Here is a 21,236-nt window from a genome sequence, read left to right as displayed (position 1 = left end):
ACGGGATCAGCTCAGGCCGAGGTCCGACAGCGCGGTCGTCCAGTCCGTGACGATCGCGTCCTGGGCGTCGGCGAGGGTGACGGTGCCGGCGCAGACGGCCTTCTTGAGCTTGTTCTCGACGGTGTCCTTGTTGGCGGCGGTCTTGGTGCCGTACTCCGGCTCGGGCCAGAGGTTGAGCTCGCTCTTGGGGGCACCGCCGAGTTCGAGGGGGACGAAGTGGTCCTCCTCGTAGTCCGAGGTGCTGGTGTCCGTGTAGCCGTACTCGACGATCTGCTTCTTCTTCAGCGCGGTCGTGTAGGAGCTGGAGGGCCGGACGGTCGCGGTCCATCCGGAGACGCAGATGGTGGAGTCGATGGTGGACTGGGTGACGTCCGGGTTGAAGTCGCCGGGCTGGCAGCTGGGGTCGGGGAGGGGGAGGTAGTCCTGGCTGCAGCTCTGCGCGTGCGCGGTGCCGGCGGCGACCGTGAGGCCGGCGGCGGCGAGGGCGAGGGAGGAGAGGGCGGTGACCAAGGAGCGGGATATTCGGGGCATGGGGGGAGGTCTCCCGGAGCGGTGCCCGGCAGGAGTCCGGGCGGTCGTGAGCATGACAGCACCGGGTTCGTCTATGCGGGTAGAGCTCTTGGCCGGTCGCGAAGATCCCTTTGTTGAATGTTTGAATACGGCGGCACGTACGGAGGGCAAGTCATGGCCCGCGCTTGGTTGTCGGCGAGCCGCCGCCGCGGGTGCCGCGGGGCGCTAGACCGCCCCCGGCCCCTTGGAAATACCGAGCAGCAACGCCCCCGTCGGTTCCGCCACGATGTCCGCCACCGTCACCGGATCCAGGGTCGCGAAGAAGGCCTCCTGGGCCCGGCGCAGGGCGCCCCGCAGCCGGCACCCGGAGTTCAGCGGGCAGGGCGTCGCCCCCTCGCAGTCCACCACGTCGCCGTCGCCCTCGAAGGTGCGCACCAGCGTGCCCACCGAGGCGGTGCGGCCCTTCTCGGTCAGGGTGAGTCCACCGCCGCGGCCGCGCCGGGCGTCGACCAGCCCCAGGTGCTGCAGTTCGGCGACCACCTTCGCGGCGTGCGTGTACGGCACGTCCATGTCCGCCGCGACCTCACGGGTCGTAGGGCTGGACCCGCCGCCCGCGACGGCGAGCCGCATCAGGAGGCGCAGGGCCAGATCGGTGGAGCGCAACAGCCGCATACCGGCCAGCGTAGGTAATGCGCATCCGTCATTCAAATTATCGGTTTCCTGTCGGATCAGGGCATTTCCAGGTCTTTCCTGTGCCCTCCCTACGACCGGCCCCATCTCCCCCATTACGATCAGCGAGCCCCACCCTCCACGTCCCTTTCCCCCAAGAAGGACACGGCCCATGGCTACCGCCAAGAAGAGCAACAACGCAGCGCGCAAGGCACGCATAGAGGAGATGCGGCGTGCCGAGCAGGCGCGTGAGCGGCGCAACCGGATCCTGGTGATCGGCGCGAGCGTCGTGGTCGTCACCGGCCTCGTGGTCGGCGGCGTGGTGCTCGTCAACTCGCAGTCGGGGAAGAGCGACAGCGCGAGCGACGCGAAGGGCGGTTCCGGGGACTCGGGGCACTTCGTCACCGGCAGCGACGGCGTGCGGACCTGGTCGGGCAAGCTCTCCCGCACCCACGTCACGGGGACGGTGAAGTACCCGATGCACCCGCCGGTCGGCGGCAACCACAACCCGGTGTGGCTCAACTGCAACGGCAACGTCTACACCAAGGCCGTGAAGGACGAGAACGCCGTGCACGCGCTCGAGCACGGCGCGGTCTGGGTGACGTACACCGACAAGGCGACGAAGTCCGACGTGGACACGCTGGCGGCGAAGGTGAAGCAGACGCCGTACTCGCTGATGAGCCCGTACACGAACCAGACCGCGCCGATCGAGCTCTCGGCGTGGGGCCACCAGCTGAGCGTGACGAGCGCCGACGACCCCAAGGTCGCGAAGTTCTTCGAGACGTACGTGCAGGGCAAGCAGACCCCGGAGCCGGGCGCCTCCTGCACCGGCGGGACGATGTGACGTGAAGAGGCACATCGGCTGGATCGCCGGGACCGCGGCCGCGGCGCTGGTCGCGGCCGGCGCGATCACGTACGCGGTCGCCGAGGACGGCGCCGGCGGTGGCGGCGGGCTGAGCGTCCCGAGCGCGGACGGGGCGGACGCGGGGTTCGCGCGGGACATGGCGGTCCACCACCAGCAGGCCGTGGAGATGTCGTACATCGTCCGCGACCGCACGAAGAACACCGAAGTGCGGCGGCTCGCCTACGACATCGCGCAGACGCAGGCCAACCAGCGGGGCATGCTGCTGGGCTGGCTGGACCTGTGGGACCTGCCGAAGGTGTCGGCGAAGCCGCCGATGTCCTGGATGGGCATGGGCGACATGCCCGAGCGCGGGGACGGTTCGCTGATGCCGGGCATGGCGACCGACACCGAGCTGAAGAAGCTGGGGACCCTGAACGGCGAGCAGGCGGAGATCTTCTACCTCCAGCTGATGACGGACCACCACAAGGGCGGCATCCACATGGCCGAGGGGTGCGTGGCCAAGTGCACCGTCGCGGTGGAGAAGAGCCTCGCCCAGGGCATGGTGGACGCGCAGCAGTCCGAGCTGACGACGATGAAGCAGCTGCTGAAGGAGCGGGGCGCCAAGCCGCGCGACTGAACAGCCGTACAAATGGGGGGACTTGTCGACTTAACGGCACCGCAAGCATTCATCAACAATCGCAACCGATCTGTAATGTTCTGCGCGCCGTCGAAAGCGGACCAAAAGCCCCTAATCAACGCCCACTTGGGATTTCCTTGACCAACCCCTTCCCCTGGCATGAACAGTTCACCGAAAGAGTGACGTCCACCGCGTGATCCATTCACGGGCCGTTCCGCCGCAGGCCTCCTGGTGATCACGGACGACCGACCACTCCATGCGACGAACCGCATAGCAGGGGGCAGTATGAGATCCAACCGTGCCAAGGTGCGGGCCAGCGTGAGCATGGCAGCGACACTGCCGATGATCGCCGGCGCGCTCGCGCTCGGCATACCCGCGGCGCACGCCGCGGACAGCCCGGCCCGAGACACCCTGAAGGGCACCAAGCCCACCTGGGCCACGGCCAAGGCGGACAAGGGCGCCACTTCCAACAGCGCCACAGTGAAGGCCCGGGTCTACCTGGCCGGCCAGGACGCCAAGGGCCTCGCGGCCTACGCGAAGGCGGTGTCCGACCCCAGCTCGCCGCTCTACGGCAAGTACCTCAGCGCCAAGCAGGTGCAGGCCCGCTACGGCGCCACCAAGGCCCAGGTGAAGGCCGTCAAGAACTGGCTGACCGCGGCCGGCCTGACGGTCACCGGGGTCACGCAGCACTACATCACCGTCTCCGGTGACGTGTCCGCCGCCGAGAAGGCGTTCGGCACCCAGCTGCACAACTACGCCAAGGGCTCGAAGACCTACCGCGCCCCGGCGACGACGGCGACCGTGCCGACGGCCGTCAGCAGCTCCATCCTGACCGTCACCGGCCTGGACAACGCGCCGCACACGGCGACCCACGACGACACGCTGCCGCCCCCTGACTCCGTGTTCAAGAACTCCGGGCCGTTCTCCTCGTACTACGGCTCGAACACCGCGTCCACGCTGCCGGACGCGTACGGCGGCAAGATCCCGTACGCGATCAAGGGCTACACCGGCAAGCAGCTGCGGGCCGCCTACGGCGCCGGCAAGTACACCGGCAAGCACGTGCGCGTCGCGATCACCGACGCGTACGCCTCGCCGACCATCGCCTTCGACGCCGGCACCTACGCCAAGACGAACGGCGACCAGGCCTGGAAGACCAGCCAGCTGCACCAGGTGCTGCCGGACACCTACACCAAGACGGAAGAGTGCCAGGCCGCCGGCTGGTACGGCGAGGAGACCCTGGACGTCGAGGCCGTGCACGCGGTCGCGCCGGACGCCGACGTCACCTACGTGGGCGCCGCCTCCTGCTACGACGACGACCTCCTCGACTCCCTCAGCAAGATCGTCGACAACCACCTGGCCGACATCGTCTCCAACTCGTGGGGCGACATCGAGGCCAACCAGACCCCGGACCTCGCGGCCGCCTACGACCAGGTCTTCCAGCTGGGCGCGGTGCAGGGCATCGGCTTCTACTTCTCCTCCGGTGACAACGGCGACGAGGTCGCCAACACCAAGACGAAGCAGGTCGACACCCCGGCCAACTCCGCCTGGGTGACGGCGGTCGGCGGTACCTCGCTGGCCGTCGGCAAGGGCGACAAGTACCTGTGGGAGACCGGCTGGGGCACCGAGAAGGCGTCCCTGTCGGCCGACGGCAAGAGCTGGACGAGCTTCCCCGGCGCGTTCACCTCGGGCGCGGGCGGCGGCACCAGCAAGACGGTCTCCGAGCCCTACTACCAGAAGGGCGTCGTCCCGAACTCGCTCGCCAAGGCCAACAGCGCCTCCGGCAACCGCGTGGTCCCGGACATCTCGGCGATCGCCGACCCGAACACCGGCTTCCTCGTCGGCCAGACGCAGACCCAGGCGGACGGCACCGAGGCATACAGCGAGTACCGCATCGGCGGCACCTCGCTGGCCGCGCCGACCATCGCGGCGGTCCAGGCGCTCGCCCAGGAGGCGGCCGGTGGCAAGGCGATCGGCTTCGCCAACCCGTCGATCTACGCCAAGTACGGCAAGAAGGGCGTCTTCCACGACGTCACCGACAAGCCGACCGGCAAGGACCTCGCGGTCGCCCGCGTCGACTTCGCCAACGGCTACGACGCCACCGACGGCCTGCTGACCTCGGTCCGCAGCCTCGGCAAGGACAGCTCCCTGTCCGCGGTCAAGGGCTACGACGACGTCACCGGCGTCGGCAGCCCGGCCAACGGCTACGTCGAGTCGTACAAGCCGACGAAGGCACACCGCAAGCACTGATGCACTGAGCGAAGGGGCGTGAGATCCTGCGGATCTCACGCCCCTTTGTGCGGTCAGAAGTCCTGGTACGCGACCTGCCGGCCCGACGCGTCCAGGGGCTTCGGCGAGACCACCTTCCCGTTGGCCGGGAGCGGCCAGTCCTTCGGGATGATCTGGATCCAGTAGCGCCCCGCGGGCAACTGCTTGCCGGCCGGGAACGGCCTGGTCGGCAGGATCTCCTTGGTCGCCACCCTGATCTGTGTGGCGCGCGAGGGCAGGGGCCCGTAGTTGACGTAGCTGTCACCGGGCCCCGGACCACTGGCGTAGTAGCCCGACGACGGGTTCTTCTCGTCGAACCCGCAGGCCCCGGCACTCGCCACCCCGGAGGCCGTCGGGTCGCCGGGCCCGTCGACCGCCATGCACAGTTGCCCGCCCTGCTCCCAGCCGTACACCGACCAGGACTTGCCCTGGTAGACGCCGCTGGTCAGCAGTACGTGCGGGGTCGCCGTCAGCTGGGAGTGCCCCGAGCAGCCGGCCGCCAGCAGGGCGACGGCCGCGACCGCGGTCGCGCGCGGGAGGGCGGGCCTGGATGTGTTCACAGCCGCTCCTTCTCTCTTCTTCTCTCTTCGGGCTCTCTTCGGGCTCTCTTCGGGGCTTCAGAACTTGGTGTGGGGAGACACGATCCACACATGCAGGTTGGGGTGGCCGGACGCCCAGGTCTTCTGGCTGCCGTCCTTCAACAGCGGTTCGTTGTGCCGGGTGTTGGAGTGCTGGTCGATGTAGAGGTTGCCACCGTCGTTCTTCACGATGACGCCGGTGTGGGAGATACCGGAGAACGAGCCGCCCGACCAGTTCGCGAAGATCAGATCGCCCGGGGAGGCGTTCAGGGCGTAGCCGTAGAAGTACGAGCCTTCGATGTTCTGGAAGTTCGCCTGGTGGTAGGCGCCGGCCCACGAGTAGCTGGTGGTCGCCCCGAGGAGGCCGTGCGACTGGAACCAGTAGTGGTCGTCGGAGTGGTGCGCCGGCGGCACGCTCGGCGTGTTCTCGGCCAGCTTGCCGCCGTAGTGGATGGCCCGCGAGGCGAAGTCGGTGCAGTCGTCCGAGAACCCGTTGTACGTGCCGTCGTACCACTTGTTCGCCCAGGCGACGACGCCGGAGAGGTTGGCCCAGTGGCCGCTCGACGCGCTGACCGTGTCGGTGCCGGTGGTGAAGTATCCGGTACTGGAGTCGGTGGCCAGGGCGGACGGTGTGCTGGAGGACGTTCCGTCGAGGGTGGCGGAGTAGGCGGTGATCTCGGAGGCGGTGGTCACGGGCTTGACGAGGGCGTCGGCGTCGGCCGCCTGGGTGATCTGCGGCACGGTGCTGCCGACGCTGAAGGTGTACGCGTCCTGGTCGATCGCGTCGCCGGGGGTGGTGTCCGTGGTGCCGGTCCTGGTGTCGACGGTGGTGAAGGTCTCGTGCGCGGTGGTGTACACGGTCACCGTGCTGCCGTCCGCCGAGAGGCCGGCGAGCGAGTTCGACAGGGTCGTGGCGTCGCTGGTCTCCGACTCGCTGTTCGCGGCCTCCGCGGTGTGCACCCCGGCGTCGGCGGTGGACTCGTAGCCGAGCCAGGTGGACACATAGGTGGCGTAGGAGTCCGAGGCCAGTGCGGCGGTGGACGTGGTGTAGGTGCCCTTCTCCAGTCCGTCGCGGGCGTTCAGCATCTGGCTGACCGCCTGGATGTACTGGGTGGGTCCGCCGGGCACCGCCTCGGGGCTGACCCCGGTGGCACTGGCCGCCGGTCCGGTGCCCACCGGATTGGTGGCGGTGACCTTGACGGTGTAGCTCGTCCCGTCGGTCAGGCCGGTCAGCAGGGCCTCGGTGGTGGTGGAGGTGGTCGTCGTGGCCACGGTGCTGCCGGAGGCGTTGACCGCGCTGACGGTGTACGAGGAGATGCCGTCACCGGGGTCGTCGTTGTCGGTGGCGTTCTCCCCCGCGACGTAGCCGGTCGAAGCCGGTTCCGCCCAGGCCACGAGGACACCGCCGTCACCTGCGGTCGTCGTCAGCGAGGTGGGGGCGCTCGGCGCGGCGGGCGGGGTGTACGTCACCTTGATCGACGCGGCCCCGGAGGCCGCGGTCGGGCCGGCGTAGCCCACCCCGGAGGTCGCGGTCGTCTCGTCCGACGCCGACAGCAGAATGCCGTCGTCGGCGACATCCCCGTTGGCCCACTCGGTGACCAGCGACGTGATGTCGTAGGCGCCGGCCGACTCGGTGCCGCTCGCGGTGAGGGTGGTGCTGACCGCGGCCAGCGACCTGCCGTCGGTCTGCGTGGTCACGTCGTCCTGCGCCAGCCCGATGTTCAGGGTGTCGCCGGCACAGCCGTTGAGGCAGGCGGTGGACGTCAGGTCGAGGGTGGCGCTGTCGATGGTGGATCCGGCGGGGATAGCCGACAGGTCCGGTTTGAGTGCCGACACCCAGTGCGAGGTGCCGTCCCCGCCGACGTCCAGCGTGGCGGGGTTCTTGGAGAGAGAGCACGGCGAGCCGGAGCACGCGGTGGAGTCGCTCTTCGCCGTCTCTGCGGTCAGCGACGAACCGGTGATCGTCACCGAGTCGGGCCCCGTGGTCGGCCCCGACGAGGACGTGGACGTGGTGGGGGTGAAACTGATCGCGCCGCTGCTGGCGTGTATGCAGGCCGTGATCGACGCGGTGACCCACCACTTGTAGGTCGTCCCGATGCTCAGCACGCCGGAGGGCACCTGGTAGGTCAGGCGCTGGCCCGAGAGGACGGTGCCGGTGGCCATCGGAGTACCGCCCACGGCGTTGCCCGAGCTGTCGGTGACGTACAGCGAGCCGGTGATGCTGCCGACGCCGTTGTAGGTCTCAAGGAGCGCCGACAGCACCGGGGTCGTGGTGGTGGAGTCCGCGGCCTCCGGCTCCACCACGATCGGTGTCTGGTCGGTCGTGCCGCCAGGGCAGATGGTGGCCTCGGCACGGCCGGGGGCCACCAGCACTCCCATCAGCACGGCGAACAACAGCAGGACGGCACGCGACACATGGGCCACGGGTCTCAGGCGTTCGGTGATATGTGACACGACATCCTCGCTCGGTGGTCGATGGCGAACGGGGGGGTCGGATGTTCCGCGCGGCACATGGTGACCTGTGCAGCGCAACTCAAGGGTGTATGGCTTGCCCCGGCTCTCAACGACTGCCCCCGTACGAACTGTTGCGGGGGCCGCGAGGGCAAGTTGTCATTGCCCCATCAACCACCGCGCCCCGACCGTAACTTCAGAAGATCTTCACGCATAGGGCCGGTACGCCGTGATGACCATTCGGAGACGGCCCCTTTCCCTTGGCGTTGCGCCTGCTTGACGCGGACCTCCGGATGATCACGTCGGATACCGCGCTCGGCCTCACGCGCCACATGAGTCACTCTCTTACCTTGATCTCATGCGGATCAAATGCAGGTCAGAGGGGTCTCAGACGGCGTCCCGAAAACGTGACCGGCATGAATTCGCATCCACAGTCCACAGCCCTGCGGGGGCTCGCCAAGGTTCCGGAAGCCACCGCTCTGTTCTGGGCCACCAAGCTGCTCACCACCGGCTTCGGTGAGGCGGGCGGCGACTGGTTCTCCGGCGTCTTCCGCAGCGCGGGCGGTCCGGGCGGCGCCGGCGGCGGTCCGCACGGGCCCGGCCCCGGCCCGGGTCAGGCGGGCGTCTCCACCGACCAGCTGGTGCCGCTCGGGGTGTCCGCCGTGATCCTCGCGGTCACCCTCGTCATCCAGTTCTCCGTACGCCGGTACCTCCCGTGGGCCTACTGGCTCAACGTCGTGGCGGTCAGCGTCTTCGGCACCGTCGGCGCGGATGTCCTGCACCAGGCCACCGGCTGGTCCACGGCACTGACGACGGGGCTGTTCACGGCTGTGCTCCTCGTCATCTTCGCGGCCTGGTTCGGCGCCGAGCGGACCCTGTCCATCCACAGCATCACCACCCGCCGCCGCGAGGCCTTCTACTGGCTCGCCGTCGTCTGCACCTTCGCCCTCGGCACCGCCGCCGGCGACTGGGCCACCGACTCCCTCGGCATGGACAACCTCCAGGCCGGCTTCGCCTTCGCGGGCGTCATCCTGCTCTCCGGAGCGGTCTTCCGGAGGTTCCGCACACCGGCGGTCGCGATCGGCACGTTCTGGTTCGCCTACGTCTTCACCCGCCCGGTGGGCGCGTCCTTCGCCGACTGGGCCCAGTACCGGGGGCTCAACTGGGGGAACGCGAACACCGCGCTGATCTCGGGGGCGGCGATCGTCCTGCTGGTCGCCTGGCAGTCCGTACAGCACGGCCGGACGGCCTTCCGCCCGTCCCGGGTGGCCGTGGAACAGGCCTGACGGAACGGGGACGACAGCCGACCGCCCGCCTCACCCCCCTTTGGGCCGCACCTACTTGAGGGACGCCACGAAGGGGGCCCAGGCGGTGGCGGGGAGGATGAGGGTGGGGCCGTGGGGGGCCGTTTTGGAGTCGCGGACGGGGACGAGGAGGGGCACTCCGTGGGCGACTTCGACGCAGTTGCCACCGCTCGCATTGCTGTAGCTCGACTTGCGCCAGACGGCGGCGCCGGGGAAGTCAGCGGCTACCTCGACGCAGTCCCCGCCGTCACCGTTGCTGTAGCTGCTCTTGAACCAGAGCGCGTCACTCAAGTCGATCCGGCTGCTTGCCATTTCGGTATTCCCCTGCCGCTGCCTCGATCATGGCCAGGGACGTCTCCGGTGACAGTGCGACGGCCCTGAGCCGATCGTATGCCTTGCGGTACTGCTTCACGAGGGCCGGATCGTCGATGGTGTCCCCGCTGTAGGACGCCTCCGTGTAGACCAGTGGCGGCGCCTCGGGGAACGTCATGACCTTGATGGAGGCCGCCATCAAGGGATAGGACCCAGTCTTCCGCAACACCATCTGCGGAACGATCCGGCGGCGCCCGGCCAACTCCACCACCCGGTCGAGTTGTTCGGCCATGTCCTGTGGAGGCAGGACCGCATCGACCAGCAGCGACTCATGCAGGATCGCCCAGTACTCCGGGACGGAGTGGTCCTCGTCGAACAGCCGGGCGCGGGCGAGACGGGCCCGCACCTTCTCCTCCACCCACTCATCGACGGCGGCCGGATGAGCCGACCAGACCAGCGCCCGCGCGTACGGCGCGGTTTGGAGCAGCCCCGGGAAGGTGCTGGGGCACCACTCCTCAATGGACTCGGCGTGCCTCTCCGCCTCCAGGACCTTCTCGAAGTACGCCGCATGCGGGCCCCTCCTCGCCCTCCGCACATCCTCGCAATGCCGCTCGAAGTACCCGTCCGTCCCCAGCACCCGGTCCACATGCCGGGCCAGTTCCAACGGCATCCGGCGCTCACCACGCTCGATGTCACTCAGATGCGACTTGCCGTAGAAGCTGCCCTCGACCAGTTTCTCCAGGGACAGCCCCGCCGCCTCCCGCTTCCACCGCAACTCCTTGCCGTAGAAGTCGGGGACGCTCGAAGAGCCGTCGATGTCCTTGCGTCGGGCCACTCGCTCACCGCCGTAACTCATGGGGCCGTTTCCGCAGTTCGCGTCGCGAACGCGAAGTCTCTTCCACGGTAGCGAGCCTGAGGACATTCTGTGACCGGTTCGTCACACATCGCACAGAAGGCGGCACTCCCCCATGCCCGATCCCTCCCCCACGGCCTACGACGTCACCCTCTGCGTCGAGGACCTCCGCACCGCCCTCGCCGAACACGGCATCGCACTCCCGTCCCTCCGCGTCGACCTGCCGAGCTTCGCGGGCACATACGCCCCGCCCGCGGGACTCGTCGCGCTCGGGAACTGCAACACGGCCACGGCACGGGCACTCGCCGCAGCGCTCCGCAAGACGGTGGCGGCAGAGCGATGACGCGTCTGGAGATCCACCTAACGGCCACCCCGAAGGCCGCGCCGGAACTGCGCCGCCGACTCCGCGACCACACCTTCGACGTCCGGCTGTGCGCGACGGAGTTGCTGACGAACGTGATCAAGCACGTGGGCGAGGGGACACCGGTGACCGTCCGGGTCATGGGCACGCGGGATCACGGCCGTACCCGCATCGAGGTGACCGACCCCGGTCCGCGGACACTGCCCACCTTGCTGCCCGCCTCGGAGACGGAGGAGTCGGGCCGCGGTCTGGCCGTACTCGACGCGCTGAGCGACCGGTGGGGCGTGGAACGGGGTCCGGACCGCAAGACGGTCTGGTGCGAGATCAGCCATCCTCCCGCCCCTGGCATCGCACCCTTCGAAAATCCCCGTCTTCCGCGGGCGGCGCGGAGATAGCCTCGGCGCTGTCATCGTCCGACGGGGAGGGGCTGGCGCATGCCGGGGCAGGACTGGATCGAGCGTTCGGGTGAGCTGTTCGAAGCGGCGATGTTCGGCGGGGACACGTCCGCGCTGGACCGGTCCGACGACGTGCTGGACGCGGTCGAGGCACCGCTTTCCCTGGCGCGGGGCAAGGTACTGCACGTCCGTTTCCTGAACGACCGCGAGGAGGACGGCCGGGAACTGGTGCTCTTCGAGCGGGCGGCCGAGCTGTACGCGCGTCTGGGGGACGCGTCGGGTGAGGCGGACGCGTTGTTCTGGGTCGGCTGCTGGCACCAGGTGGTCAGGGGCGACGGCGCCACCGGCAGGCCGTACTTCGAGCGGTCGTACGCGCTGGCGAAGTCCGTCGGCGACCGGATGACGATGTCCTACGCGATCCGCCACCTGGGCTTCGCGGACAAGGACACGGGCCACTTCGAGCAGGCGCGCGAGCGGTTGACCGAATCGGTGGCACTGCGCCGCGAGATCGGTTTCCGGCCCGGGGAGGCGGCCGGCCTGGTGGCGCTGGCCTACCTCGCGGCCGAGACCGGCGATCCGTCGGCGGCGTTGCACCACCTCGACGAGGCCGAGTCGGTCGCCGAGAGCTGCGGTGCCAAGGCCGTGTCCGGGTGGGTCGAGCAGGCCCGCACCCACATCCACGCCGCGTAGCGGACGGCGACCGGGAGGACCGCGATGCCCGTACTGCGCCAGGCGACCGTTTCCGACCACGGCACGCTCGTCGGATGTGTGCAGCGGTGGTGGGGGGACTCACGCACCCCCGAGCAGGCCCGGGAGCTGTCGCTGCTGCTGCCCAGGCTGTTCCTGCAGTTCTTCGCCGGCACCAGCCTGGTCCTGGAGGAAGGCACGGAGGTCCGTGCCTTCCTCATCGGCTTCCACGCCGCCGACGACGACACCGAGGCGTACATCCACTTCGTGGGCGTGGACCCGGAGTTGCGCGGGCAGGGCGTGGCCCGGCGCCTCTACGCGGCGTTCTGCCGGCGCGCCGCCGAGGAGGGCCGCACGGTGGTCCGGGCGATCACCTCGCCGGGGAACGCGGGGTCCATCGCGTTCCACCGGGCGATGGGGTTCTCCGTGGAGCGCGGGGACAGGGAGATCGGCGGGGTGTCCGTCCACAGCGACTACGACGGTCCCGGGCAGGACCGGGTGTGCTTCCGGAAGGGGATCGCCCGCTGAGCGGTGCCGCCGGTCAGGAGCGCACCGGCTCCGCCGGCTCGGGGACGTGCGAGGCGACGACCCGCTCGTGGACGGTCGCCGGAACCGCCCGGCGCCGGTCCACCGCGTACGCCACGCTCGCCACGCCCAGGCCGAGGACGGCCAGGGCCGCGCCCGCCAGTGCCGGGGAGGTGACGCCGAAGCCCGCGGCCAGGGCCACGCCGCCGATCCAGGCGCCGCCCGCGTTGGCGAGGTTGAAGGCCGCCTGGTTGGCGGAGGAGGCGAGGGAGGGGCCCGCGGACGCCCGCTCCATGACCATCAGCTGGAGGGGCGAGCCGGTGACGAACGCCGCGATGCCCAGCAGGACGACGGCCAGGGCCGCGCTCCACTCCGTGCCCATCAGGACCGGGAAGAGGAGCAGCACCGCGACCATCGACACCAGGCCGCCGAACAGCGTGCCGCGCATCGCGTGGTCGGCGAGGCGGCCGCCGACCAGGTTGCCGATGGTGGCGCCGACGCCGAAGAGGGCGAGGAGCAGCGTGACGTTCGCGTCGGCGTAACCGGCGGCGTCCGTCAGCATCGGCGTGATGTAGCTGTACGCCGAGAAGAGGGCGCCGAAGCCGACGACCGTGGTGGCGAGGGCCAGCCAGACGGGGAGGGAGCGCAGGGCGGAGAGTTCGCCGCGCAGGCCGGTCGTCGGGGCCGGGACGTGGGCGGGGTGGATGAGGAGGAACACGGCGGCCATCGCAGCGACGCCGATGAGGCTCACGCCCAGGAAGGTCGCCCGCCAGCCGAGGTGCTGGCCCATGAGGGTGGCGACCGGGACGCCCGCGATGTTGGCGACGGTCAGGCCCATGAACATCAGGGAGACGGAGCGGGCCTTGCGCTCCGGTGCCACCAGGTTGGTGGCGACGACCGCGCCGACGCCGAAGAAGGCGCCGTGCGGGAGGCCGCTGAGGAAGCGGGCGGCCAGGAGGGAGTCGTAGCCGGGGGCCAGGGCCGAGAGCGCGTTGCCGGCCACGAACAGGCCCATCAGGGAGATGAGGACCGTGCGGCGGGGCAGGCGCGCGGTGAGCGCGGCCAGGAGCGGGGCGCCGATGACGACGCCCAGCGCGTACGCCGAGACCAGGTGGCCGGCGGCGGGGATCGAGACGTGCAGGTCGCCGGCGACGTCGGGCAGCAGGCCCATCATGACGAATTCGGTGGTGCCGAGACCAAAAGCGCCGACGGCCAGGGCGAGCAGGGCCAGGGGCATGACGGGCTGTGCCTTTCGGGGAGCAGGGTTCCGCGCGTTCTAAGTTCAGCTACGGAACAAAGTGTCCCAGGCTCAGTATTCCGCCAGGTTACGGCGCGGTGTCCGATTGTCCTGACAAGGTCGTCGGCATCGTGCCGACACCGTGCTGACCAGCGCTTTCTACGAACCCGATGTGGTCAGGTTCACACGCGCGGCGATCGGGAGGTGGTCGCTGCCGGTCCTCGACAGGGTCCAGGAGCTCTCCGGCTCCACGCCCTTCACCATGATCTGGTCGATGCGGGCCATCGGGAACGAGGCCGGCCAGCTGAACCCGAACCCGCTGCCCGCCGCGCCCTGCGTGGAGCGCATCTGCGAGGTGACGGCGTTCAGGGAGCGGTCGTTCATCGTGCCGTTGAGGTCGCCGAGGAGGATCACCCGCGGCAGGCTCTCGTCGGCGATGGCCTCGCCCAGCGCGTCCGCGCTCTTGTCGCGCTGCCGGGCGGTGAACCCGGCGTTCATCTTGACGCGCACGGAGGGCAGATGGGCGACGTAGACGGCGAGGGGGCCGTGCGGGGTGGCGACCGTGGCCCGCATCGCGCGGGTCCAGCCCAGCTTGATGTCGACCGCCTTCACGCCGGTGAGGCGGTACTTGCTCCACAGCCCGACGGTGCCCTCGACCGCGTGGTACTTGTACGTCGACGCCAGCGCCTTCTCGTACGTCGGCACGGCCGTCGCCGTCAGCTCCTCCAGGGCCAGCACATCGGCGCCGGAGGCGGCGAGCCGGGCGGCGGTGCCGGTCGGGTCGGGGTTGTCGGCGTTGACGTTGTGGGTGGCAGCCATGAAGTCGCCGCCGGTGCCCTGCTTGTCGGTGAGCAGTCCGCCGAACAGGTTCAGCCAGACGATCGCCGGGAGCAGTACCGCGATCAGTGCCGTCGCCGACCTGCGCAGGACGCCGATCAGCAGCAGGACCGGGATCAGCAGTCCCAGCCAGGGCAGGAAGGTCTCGGTGAGACTGCCGAGGTTGCCGACGGCGTTGGGGATGCGGGAGTGCAGCAGCATCACACCGGCCAGGAGCAGCGCCACCACGGCGGTGACGATGCCCCGGCGCCAGATCCGCGGATCGTCGCGCCAGCCGGACAGCAAGCGGTTCACCAGGCGCCGGAACCGGTCTCCCCGGCGCTCGGGTCCCGAGCCGCCGTTGTCCGTCTCCGTCATGTACGCCTGCTGCGCCATACCGTCTGCCTCACAACCTGCCGTGCACACCGTCGTCCCCCGGTTACGACCCTAGGGGATGATCGGCTCCTCTCCCGCCGTCACATGACGGCCGTACGGAAGACGAGGACGAACAAGGCGAGGGCAGGGGTTCCGGTTACCGCCGGGTCCGCCGGGACTGTGACGAAACGCGAACACTCGGGTCATGTCCGCGGCGGCCGCGCGACCCTGACTACGGCTCCGGCGTGCCGACCGGTCCCAGACCCGCCAGCACGGTGTCGACCATCTGTTCGGCCAGCCCCTCGGGGAGTTCCGCCTCCGGGCGCAGTATGGCCCTGAGCAGCATCGGGCCGGTGAACATGTCGTTGGCCAGCTCGAGGTCGACGTCGGCGCGGAGTTCGCCGTTGCGCTGGCCCCGGCGCAGCACTTCCTTGCCGAGTTCGCGCCGGGGGTTGACGACGTTGGCGTGGTAGGCGTTCCAGATGCGGGGGCTGCTCTTCATCTGGGCGTAGACGTTGTGCAGGATGGCCGACGAACGGTTCATCAGGCCCCGCTGCCGCAGCGACTCCAGCAGCACGACGAGGTCGTCGCGCATGGAGGTGCCGGGGAGTTCGGGGTCGGGGGGCTCGGCGGCGCGCATGACGTCGACGAAGAGCTCCTCCTTGCCGTTCCAGCGGCGGTAGATGGTGGCCTTGCCGACGCCGGCGGTCCGGGCGATCCGCTCGATGGAGAGCTCGGCGAGCGGAACGCCGTCCTCCAGGAGCTTCATCACGCCCTCCAGGATGGCGATCTCCACCGCCTCGCTGCGCGGGCGGCCCCGGGCCGGGGCGATGGACCGCGGTCCGCTGTCGGCAAGCGTCACGTCATACCGTCCTCTCACTGGCTGCGGGAATTCTCCCGCAGCCGAAGCCTCCCCCCGTGGTCCTCCACGTGCTTTCCCCCGTGACTCCTGCCCGTGGTACCGGTCCGTTCAGTCCTTCACGCAGTCCTTCACCCGGTTCTTCATCACCCGGTCCTTCACTCCGCGGCTACGACCAACTCCTCTTCCCGGTCGCTCTGCTGACCGGCCGGCGGCTTGCCCGGCAGGAAGAGGGCCACGACCACGGCGCCGATCAGCGCGACGCCCGCGCCGCACAGGGCGGTGGTGTGCATGGCGTGCAGGAAGGCGTCGTTGGCGGGGGTGACCAGGGACTTGCCCTGCGCCCCGAGCTTCGAGGCGACGCCGAGGGTGGCCTCGATGGACTCGCCGGCGGTCTCGCGCAGCCCGGGCGGCAGCGCGCCGAGCTTGCCCTCGATGCCGTTGCGGTACGACGTCGACAGCACCGAGCCGAGGACCGCGATGCCGAGGGCGCCGCCGACCTGGCGGAAGGTGTTGCTGAGCGCGGAGGCGGAACCGGCCTTCTCGCGGGGCAGCGCCTGCATGATGACGACGGAGGTCGGCGTCATGATGTGCGCCATGCCGGTGCCCATCAGGAAGAAGACGATCTCCAGGATCCAGATCGGCGTGTCGGCCTCGAAGGTGGCGAAGGCGCCCAGGGTGACGGCGATCAGCACCAGACCGCCCGCGGTGGTGGCCTTGTTGCCGAACCGGTCCACGACCAGCCGGGCCCGCGGCGCGAAGATCATCTGCGCGGCGGCCAGCGGGAGCAGCAGCAGACCGGACTGCAGGGGCGAGTAGCCGCGCACGCTCTGGGTGTAGAAGACGGAGAAGAAGGTCACGCCCATCAGCGCGAAGAAGACCAGCGCGATGGCGGCCATGGCGGCCGAGAAGACCTTGTTCTTGAAGTAGGTGACGTCCAGGGACGGGTGGCCGCTGCGCGCCTCGAAGATCACGAAGCCGGCGAGCACCGCGAGGCCCGCGGCGATCGTGGCGAGGACCTTGGCGTCGGTGAAGTCGGCGAGTTCGCCGCCCTTGATGATGCCGTAGACCAGGAGGACCAGGCCCACGACGGACAGGACCACGCCGACCGGGTCGATCCGGCCGGGGCGCGGGTCGCGCGAGTCGGGCACCAGCCAGAACATCAGGGCGAGCGCGATGATCACAATCGGCACGTTGATGAGGAAGACCGAGCCCCACCAGAAGTGGTCGAGCAGCACACCGCCGGTGATCGGGCCGATGGCGATGGCGAGGCCGACGCCGCCGGCCCAGATGCCGATCGCCTTCGGCTGCTCCTGACGCTCGAAGACGTTCATCAGGACGGCGAGGGTGGCGGGCATCACGAAGGCGGCGCCGAGGGCCATCAGGGCGCGGAAGGCGATCAGCTGGTCCGCGGAGCCGGACTCGGCGGCGAGGGCCGAGCCGATGCCGAACACCACGAGGCCGCCGATCAGCACCTTCTTGCGGCCGAGGCGGTCACCGACGAGGCCGGAGGTGAAGAGCAGGCCGGCGAAGACCAGGGTGTAGGCGTTGATCGCCCACTCCAGCTGGCTCTGGGTGGCGCCGAGGCCGACCGGAGCCGGGGTGGAGATGGTCTTGACGGCGACGTTCAGGATCGAGTTGTCGAGCACCACGATCAGCAGGCTGAGCATGAGCACGCCGAGGATCGCCCAGCGGCGCCGGTGCACCGACTCGGGTATGCGGGGGCCGGGTGGAGCGTGGTCGGCAGGAGTTGTCATGCCGACGAGCCTAAGCCCATTTCAATACGGCACCGTCTCGTATCTGAATACCTTTACCCGGGCTTTATGGAACGCGACAGGGTGAGCGGGGTCGGCGGTGACCCGTGGATCACACGGGGGCGCTCTGGCCGAGGGCGGCACGAAGTGCCACCATGGGAGGGATCCGGGGACGCCGTCAGGGTGCCTCGAGATGACTTGAAGGAGCCGTGTCATGACGCAGCTTTCGGCTGCCCAGACTGTGCAGAACAGCCCCTCCGACGGCAGCAGGGCGCTGTACGGGGGCAAGGGCACGCGACGCATCACGGTCCGGGACATCGCCCTCGCCAAGGAACGCGGCGAGAAGTGGCCCATGCTCACCGCCTACGACGCGATGACCGCGTCCGTCTTCGACGAGGCCGGCATCCCCGTACTCCTGGTCGGCGACTCGGCCGGCAACTGTCACCTCGGCTACGAGTCGACGGTGCCCGTCACCCTGGACGAGATGACGATGCTGTCGGCGGCCGTGGTCCGCGGCACCCAGCGCGCCCTCATCGTCGGCGACCTCCCCTTCGGCTCCTACCAGGAGGGCCCGGTGCAGGCGCTGCGCTCGGCGACCCGGCTGGTGAAGGAGGCGGGCGTCGGCGCGGTCAAGCTGGAGGGCGGCGAGCGGTCGTACGAGCAGATCCGGCTCCTCGTCGAGTCCGGCATCCCGGTGATGGCGCACATCGGCCTGACCCCGCAGTCCGTCAACGCGATGGGCTACCGCGTGCAGGGCCGCGGCGAGGAGGCGGCCCAGCAGCTGCTGCGCGACGCCAAGTCGGTCCAGGACGCGGGCGCGTTCGCGGTCGTGCTCGAACTGGTCCCGGCCGAGCTCGCGGCCGAGGTGACCCGGGTGCTGCACATCCCGACGGTCGGCATCGGCGCCGGTCCCGAGACCGACGCGCAGGTGCTGGTCTGGACGGACATGCTCGGCCTGACCTCGGGCCGGGTCCCGAAGTTCGTGAAGAAGTACGCGGACCTGCGCGAGGTCATGGGCAACGCGGCCCGGGCCTACGCCGAGGACGTCGTCGGCGGAACGTTCCCGCTGGAGGAGCACTCCGTCCACTGAGCGCTCCGCTGGGAGTGCCGCGATGGGCCGTCGGTCGTCTGACGGCTTCGTCGTGGCTGGTCGCGCAGTTCCCCGCGCCCCTTGGGGCGCGGCTGAACGTCCGGCCTGCTGAGAGCCACTGCGGAAACACCGAGGCCGGCCCGCCGATCTTCCCCCGTCGGCGGGCCGGCTGACGTCTGCGGTCAGAGCGGCGCGGGCCGACTCCAGCGGATCTCGCCGTCGTGCCATATGTCGGTGGGCGTGAGCCCGGCGGCCCTGGCGACAGCGGCTGAGGCCCGGTGGTCCGGGTGGATGTGGGCGATGACCGTGCGGGCCGGCTGCCGCCGCAGCCGGTCGACGAGGGCGCGGGCCGCCTCCGTGGCGATGCCCCTGCCCTGCCACGGGGTCCCCACCACCCAGGCGATCTCGGCGACGGAGCCGGTGACCGTCGCCTGGACGTACCCCGTCAGGCAGGACTCCGCACGGAGCCGGATCACCCAGTTCAGCCAGGAGACGGCCGGGTCGCCGGGGCCCGCGGTGATGCGCCGGTAGCGCGAGCGCAGGGTCTCGGCGGTGTCCGGTGCGCCGCCGGTGAAGGTGTGCAGGGCCGGGTCGGACAGCACCGCGGCCATCTCCTCGGCGTGCTCGACGCGCAGCGGCAGCAGGTCGAGCCGACGGGTGGTGACGGCTCCGGCCGCGAGTGGGGTCACGCCCGGCACGGTACGCCCTCGCACCACCGAGCCGTCGGCGAGCCCGTCGGAGGGCCCGCGGCAGGTCCGTCGGCAGGTTCCCTCGGCGAGCTGTCGGTGGGCTGTCGGTGGACTGCCGGACCGTGTCGGTGGGCTGTCGGTGGTTTGTCGGTGGGGCCTGGCACGGTTCTTCCCATGACGCGAATCGACAACAACGCCGTGTCCGTACGGGGGCTGGTGAAGCACTACGGCGACACCAAGGCGCTCGACGGAGTTGATCTGGACGTCCGACAGGGCACCGTGATGGGTGTGCTCGGACCGAACGGGGCCGGCAAGACCACCCTGGTGCGGATCCTGTCCACGCTGCTGAAGCCCGATGCGGGAGAGGCGACCGTCGCCGGGTACGACGTGCTGCGCCAGCCCCGCCAGCTGCGCCGGGTGATCGGGCTGACCGGGCAGTACGCCTCCGTGGACGAGAAGCTGCCGGGCTGGGAGAACCTGTACATGATCGGGCGGCTGCTCGACCTGCCCCGCAAGGACGCGCGGGCCCGCGCCGACGAACTGCTGGAGCGGTTCTCGCTCACCGACGCCGCGAAGCGGCCGGCGAGCACCTACTCCGGCGGCATGCGGCGCCGGCTCGACCTGGCCGCCTCGATGATCGGACACCCCCAGGTGCTGTTCCTGGACGAGCCGACCACCGGTCTCGACCCGCGCACCCGCAACGAGGTGTGGGACGAGGTCAAGGCCATGGTCGGCGAGGGGGTGACCGTGCTGCTGACCACCCAGTACATGGAGGAGGCCGAGCAGCTCGCCTCCGAGCTGACCGTCGTGGACCGCGGGAAGGTCATCGCGAACGGCAGGGTGGAGGAGCTGAAGGCGAAGGTCGGCGGGCGGACGCTGCGGGTGCGGCCCGTCGACCCGCTGCAGGCACGGCCGCTCGCCGCCATGATCGACGAGCTCGGGATCACCGGGCTCGCCGGCACCACCGTGGACGGTGAGAACGGCACGCTCCTGGTGCCGGTCCTCAGCGACGAGCAGCTGACCGCCGTGGTCGGCGCCGTCACCGCACGCGGTATCACCATCAGCTCCATCACCACCGAACTCCCCAGCCTGGACGAGGTGTTCCTGTCCCTCACCGGCCACCGCGCCAGTGCCCCGCAGGACGCCAAGACCGCCGACGACCGTCAGGAGGTCGCCGTATGAGCGCCGCCACCGCCACCGCCACCCCGGCCACCGTCACCCCGGCCGCCGACGCCCGGATCACGCTGCGGGGGCACCTGCGGCACACCGGAGCCCTGATCCGCCGCAACCTGCTGTGGATCCGGCAGGACCCGGAGTCGATGTTCGACGCGCTGCTGATGCCGATCGTCTTCACGCTGCTGTTCGTGTACGTCTTCGGCGGCTCGATCGGGCAGGCGCTCGGCGGCGGCCAGGACGGCTACGTCCAGTACGTCATCCCGGGCATGATCGCGATGATGAGCATGACGCTCTCGCAGGGCGTCGGCACCGGGTTCAGCCAGGACTTCAACTCCGGTGTGATGGACCGGTTCCGGTCGCTGCCGATCGGGCGCGGCTCGGTGCTGTTCGCGAAGATCTCGGTGGAACTGGTGCGGATGCTGTTCGCGACCGCCGTGCTGATGGTCGTCGCCGTGCTCGTCGGGTTCCACATCAACAACTGGGCCGGGCTGTTCGCCGCCGTGGGCCTGTCCGCGGTGTTCGCCTCCTCGATCATGTGGGTGTTCCTCACCCTGGGCGTGATCCTGAAGAACGCCCAGTCCGTGCAGGCCATGGGGTTCCTGGTGCTGTTCCCGCTGCAGTTCGGCTCGTCGATCTTCGCGCCGACGAAGTCGATGCCGGGCTGGCTGCAGGCCTTCACCGACTACAACCCGCTGTCCACGCTCGCCGACGCGGCGCGCGGACTGATGGTCGGCGGCCCGGTCGCCCACGACCTGTGGATCACGCTCGGCTGGTCGGTGGGGATCACGGCGATCGCGGCACCGTACGCGATCCACAAGTTCCGTACGAAGAGCTGAGGCTCGCCGAAGG

At 69.9% G+C, this 21,236-nt stretch carries 22 protein-coding genes; 11 read left to right on the top strand and 11 right to left on the bottom strand.

The genetic code is table 11. The features are described from left to right. Positions 1-6: 6 nt before the first annotated feature. Together ABZ887_RS24410 and ABZ887_RS24405 are read right to left on the bottom strand one after the other, a co-directional pair. A complete protein-coding gene (locus ABZ887_RS24410; protein ID WP_217560213.1) occupies positions 7-531 on the bottom strand; it encodes a hypothetical protein in 525 nt (174 codons plus the stop codon). Between the two features lie 204 nt (positions 532-735). Beyond that, the gene (locus tag ABZ887_RS24405; RefSeq protein ID WP_361292827.1) at positions 736-1,182 is read right to left on the bottom strand and encodes an Rrf2 family transcriptional regulator; all 447 of its coding nucleotides are present in this window, start codon (positions 1,180-1,182) and stop codon (positions 736-738) included. A 169-nt stretch (positions 1,183-1,351) separates the two neighbouring features. On the opposite strand from ABZ887_RS24405, the gene ABZ887_RS24400 reads away from it, so the two are divergent. From ABZ887_RS24400 to ABZ887_RS24390, 3 genes are all read left to right on the top strand, one after another. Then, positions 1,352-2,023 carry a DUF3105 domain-containing protein gene (locus ABZ887_RS24400; protein WP_361292825.1) on the top strand — a complete coding sequence of 224 codons (672 nt, stop codon included), beginning with the start codon at positions 1,352-1,354 and terminating at the stop codon, positions 2,021-2,023. A 1-nt stretch (position 2,024) separates the two neighbouring features. Beyond that, positions 2,025-2,660, top strand: coding sequence for a DUF305 domain-containing protein (locus ABZ887_RS24395; protein WP_361292823.1), 636 nt, complete (start codon positions 2,025-2,027; stop codon positions 2,658-2,660). Positions 2,661-2,984: 324 nt separating this feature from the next. Then, complete coding sequence (locus ABZ887_RS24390; protein WP_361292984.1) at positions 2,985-4,907, top strand: S53 family peptidase; 1,923 nt, start codon at positions 2,985-2,987, stop codon at positions 4,905-4,907. Between the two features lie 53 nt (positions 4,908-4,960). Here the strand turns inward: ABZ887_RS24390 and ABZ887_RS24385 are convergent, their stop codons facing one another. Beyond that, positions 4,961-5,485 carry a hypothetical protein gene (locus ABZ887_RS24385; RefSeq protein WP_361292821.1) on the bottom strand — a complete coding sequence of 175 codons (525 nt, stop codon included), beginning with the start codon at positions 5,483-5,485 and terminating at the stop codon, positions 4,961-4,963. A gap of 57 nt (positions 5,486-5,542) precedes the next feature. Beyond that, positions 5,543-7,957, bottom strand: coding sequence for a DNRLRE domain-containing protein (locus tag ABZ887_RS24380; RefSeq protein WP_361292819.1), 2,415 nt, complete (start codon positions 7,955-7,957; stop codon positions 5,543-5,545). 413 nt (positions 7,958-8,370) lie between these two features. On the opposite strand from ABZ887_RS24380, the gene ABZ887_RS24375 reads away from it, so the two are divergent. Beyond that, positions 8,371-9,240 carry a hypothetical protein gene (locus ABZ887_RS24375; RefSeq protein WP_361292817.1) on the top strand — a complete coding sequence of 290 codons (870 nt, stop codon included), beginning with the start codon at positions 8,371-8,373 and terminating at the stop codon, positions 9,238-9,240. Positions 9,241-9,291: 51 nt separating this feature from the next. On the opposite strand, the gene ABZ887_RS24370 is transcribed toward ABZ887_RS24375, so the two are convergent. Continuing rightward, on the bottom strand, positions 9,292-9,570 hold the full coding sequence (locus ABZ887_RS24370; protein WP_361292815.1) for a DUF397 domain-containing protein: 279 nt from the start codon (positions 9,568-9,570) through the stop codon (positions 9,292-9,294). Continuing rightward, positions 9,542-10,405 carry a helix-turn-helix transcriptional regulator gene (locus ABZ887_RS24365; protein WP_361292813.1) on the bottom strand — a complete coding sequence of 288 codons (864 nt, stop codon included), beginning with the start codon at positions 10,403-10,405 and terminating at the stop codon, positions 9,542-9,544. The genes ABZ887_RS24370 and ABZ887_RS24365 overlap by 29 nt, the downstream gene beginning before the upstream one ends. Positions 10,406-10,538: 133 nt before the next feature. On the opposite strand from ABZ887_RS24365, the gene ABZ887_RS24360 reads away from it, so the two are divergent. The 4 genes from ABZ887_RS24360 to ABZ887_RS24345 are packed head-to-tail and all read left to right on the top strand — an operon-like array spanning position 10,539 to position 12,394. Beyond that, positions 10,539-10,766, top strand: coding sequence for a hypothetical protein (locus ABZ887_RS24360; protein ID WP_361292811.1), 228 nt, complete (start codon positions 10,539-10,541; stop codon positions 10,764-10,766). Continuing rightward, positions 10,763-11,179: an ATP-binding protein gene (locus tag ABZ887_RS24355; protein WP_361292809.1), complete on the top strand. Its 417-nt coding sequence runs from the start codon at positions 10,763-10,765 to the stop codon at positions 11,177-11,179. Before ABZ887_RS24360 ends, ABZ887_RS24355 begins: the two co-directional genes overlap by 4 nt. 39 nt (positions 11,180-11,218) lie before the next feature. Next, positions 11,219-11,869, top strand: coding sequence for a tetratricopeptide repeat protein (locus tag ABZ887_RS24350; protein WP_361292807.1), 651 nt, complete (start codon positions 11,219-11,221; stop codon positions 11,867-11,869). Positions 11,870-11,893: 24 nt separating this feature from the next. Then, positions 11,894-12,394 carry a GNAT family N-acetyltransferase gene (locus ABZ887_RS24345; protein WP_361292805.1) on the top strand — a complete coding sequence of 167 codons (501 nt, stop codon included), beginning with the start codon at positions 11,894-11,896 and terminating at the stop codon, positions 12,392-12,394. 13 nt (positions 12,395-12,407) lie between these two features. Here ABZ887_RS24345 and ABZ887_RS24340 read toward each other — a convergent pair whose 3' ends face one another. The 4 genes from ABZ887_RS24340 to ABZ887_RS24325 form a co-directional block, all read right to left on the bottom strand. Further along, positions 12,408-13,628: an MFS transporter gene (locus ABZ887_RS24340; RefSeq protein ID WP_361292803.1), complete on the bottom strand. Its 1,221-nt coding sequence runs from the start codon at positions 13,626-13,628 to the stop codon at positions 12,408-12,410. Between the two features lie 159 nt (positions 13,629-13,787). After that, complete coding sequence (locus ABZ887_RS24335) at positions 13,788-14,840, bottom strand: endonuclease/exonuclease/phosphatase family protein (RefSeq protein ID WP_361292801.1); 1,053 nt, start codon at positions 14,838-14,840, stop codon at positions 13,788-13,790. A gap of 211 nt (positions 14,841-15,051) precedes the next feature. Then, entirely contained in the window at positions 15,052-15,681 is a 630-nt protein-coding gene (locus ABZ887_RS24330; protein WP_361292799.1) for a TetR/AcrR family transcriptional regulator, read from the bottom strand. A gap of 155 nt (positions 15,682-15,836) precedes the next feature. Beyond that, positions 15,837-17,435, bottom strand: coding sequence for an MFS transporter (locus tag ABZ887_RS24325; RefSeq protein WP_361292797.1), 1,599 nt, complete (start codon positions 17,433-17,435; stop codon positions 15,837-15,839). A 211-nt stretch (positions 17,436-17,646) separates the two neighbouring features. On the opposite strand from ABZ887_RS24325, the gene panB reads away from it, so the two are divergent. Beyond that, a complete protein-coding gene (gene panB / locus ABZ887_RS24320) occupies positions 17,647-18,522 on the top strand; it encodes a 3-methyl-2-oxobutanoate hydroxymethyltransferase (protein ID WP_217552617.1) in 876 nt (291 codons plus the stop codon). A 182-nt stretch (positions 18,523-18,704) separates the two neighbouring features. Here panB and ABZ887_RS24315 read toward each other — a convergent pair whose 3' ends face one another. Continuing rightward, the gene (locus ABZ887_RS24315; protein ID WP_361292795.1) at positions 18,705-19,211 is read right to left on the bottom strand and encodes a GNAT family N-acetyltransferase; all 507 of its coding nucleotides are present in this window, start codon (positions 19,209-19,211) and stop codon (positions 18,705-18,707) included. Positions 19,212-19,385: 174 nt separating this feature from the next. Here ABZ887_RS24315 and ABZ887_RS24310 point away from each other — a divergent pair, with 174 nt between their 5' ends. Further along, the gene (locus ABZ887_RS24310) at positions 19,386-20,393 is read left to right on the top strand and encodes an ATP-binding cassette domain-containing protein (protein ID WP_361292793.1); all 1,008 of its coding nucleotides are present in this window, start codon (positions 19,386-19,388) and stop codon (positions 20,391-20,393) included. Next, positions 20,390-21,223: an ABC transporter permease gene (locus tag ABZ887_RS24305; protein ID WP_361292791.1), complete on the top strand. Its 834-nt coding sequence runs from the start codon at positions 20,390-20,392 to the stop codon at positions 21,221-21,223. Before ABZ887_RS24310 ends, ABZ887_RS24305 begins: the two co-directional genes overlap by 4 nt. Positions 21,224-21,236 lie beyond the last annotated feature (13 nt).

It is taken from the genome of Streptomyces sp. NPDC047061 (genome assembly GCF_040643955.1).
Taxonomy (GTDB): Bacteria; Actinomycetota; Actinomycetes; order Streptomycetales; family Streptomycetaceae; genus Streptomyces.
The sequence above is the reverse complement of the archived record's forward strand: the minus strand, read 5'-3'. Positions and strand labels throughout refer to the sequence as shown.

What these genes read in the sequence shown, in the direction of transcription:
- ABZ887_RS24310 (WP_361292793.1), top strand. Translation starts at nt 19,386, where the DNA reads ATGACGCGAATCGACAACAACGCCGTGTCCGTACGGGGGCTGGTGAAG.
- ABZ887_RS24335 (WP_361292801.1), bottom strand. Translation starts at nt 14,840, where the DNA reads ATGGCGCAGCAGGCGTACATGACGGAGACGGACAACGGCGGCTCGGGA.
- ABZ887_RS24350 (WP_361292807.1), top strand. Translation starts at nt 11,219, where the DNA reads ATGCCGGGGCAGGACTGGATCGAGCGTTCGGGTGAGCTGTTCGAAGCG.
- ABZ887_RS24340 (WP_361292803.1), bottom strand. Translation starts at nt 13,628, where the DNA reads ATGCCCCTGGCCCTGCTCGCCCTGGCCGTCGGCGCTTTTGGTCTCGGC.
- ABZ887_RS24325 (WP_361292797.1), bottom strand. Translation starts at nt 17,435, where the DNA reads ATGACAACTCCTGCCGACCACGCTCCACCCGGCCCCCGCATACCCGAG.
- ABZ887_RS24355 (WP_361292809.1), top strand. Translation starts at nt 10,763, where the DNA reads ATGACGCGTCTGGAGATCCACCTAACGGCCACCCCGAAGGCCGCGCCG.
- ABZ887_RS24390 (WP_361292984.1), top strand. Translation starts at nt 2,985, where the DNA reads ATGGCAGCGACACTGCCGATGATCGCCGGCGCGCTCGCGCTCGGCATA.
- ABZ887_RS24305 (WP_361292791.1), top strand. Translation starts at nt 20,390, where the DNA reads ATGAGCGCCGCCACCGCCACCGCCACCCCGGCCACCGTCACCCCGGCC.
- ABZ887_RS24405 (WP_361292827.1), bottom strand. Translation starts at nt 1,182, where the DNA reads ATGCGGCTGTTGCGCTCCACCGATCTGGCCCTGCGCCTCCTGATGCGG.
- panB (WP_217552617.1), top strand. Translation starts at nt 17,647, where the DNA reads ATGACGCAGCTTTCGGCTGCCCAGACTGTGCAGAACAGCCCCTCCGAC.
- ABZ887_RS24370 (WP_361292815.1), bottom strand. Translation starts at nt 9,570, where the DNA reads ATGGCAAGCAGCCGGATCGACTTGAGTGACGCGCTCTGGTTCAAGAGC.
- ABZ887_RS24345 (WP_361292805.1), top strand. Translation starts at nt 11,894, where the DNA reads ATGCCCGTACTGCGCCAGGCGACCGTTTCCGACCACGGCACGCTCGTC.
- ABZ887_RS24360 (WP_361292811.1), top strand. Translation starts at nt 10,539, where the DNA reads ATGCCCGATCCCTCCCCCACGGCCTACGACGTCACCCTCTGCGTCGAG.
- ABZ887_RS24375 (WP_361292817.1), top strand. Translation starts at nt 8,371, where the DNA reads ATGAATTCGCATCCACAGTCCACAGCCCTGCGGGGGCTCGCCAAGGTT.
- ABZ887_RS24410 (WP_217560213.1), bottom strand. Translation starts at nt 531, where the DNA reads ATGCCCCGAATATCCCGCTCCTTGGTCACCGCCCTCTCCTCCCTCGCC.
- ABZ887_RS24400 (WP_361292825.1), top strand. Translation starts at nt 1,352, where the DNA reads ATGGCTACCGCCAAGAAGAGCAACAACGCAGCGCGCAAGGCACGCATA.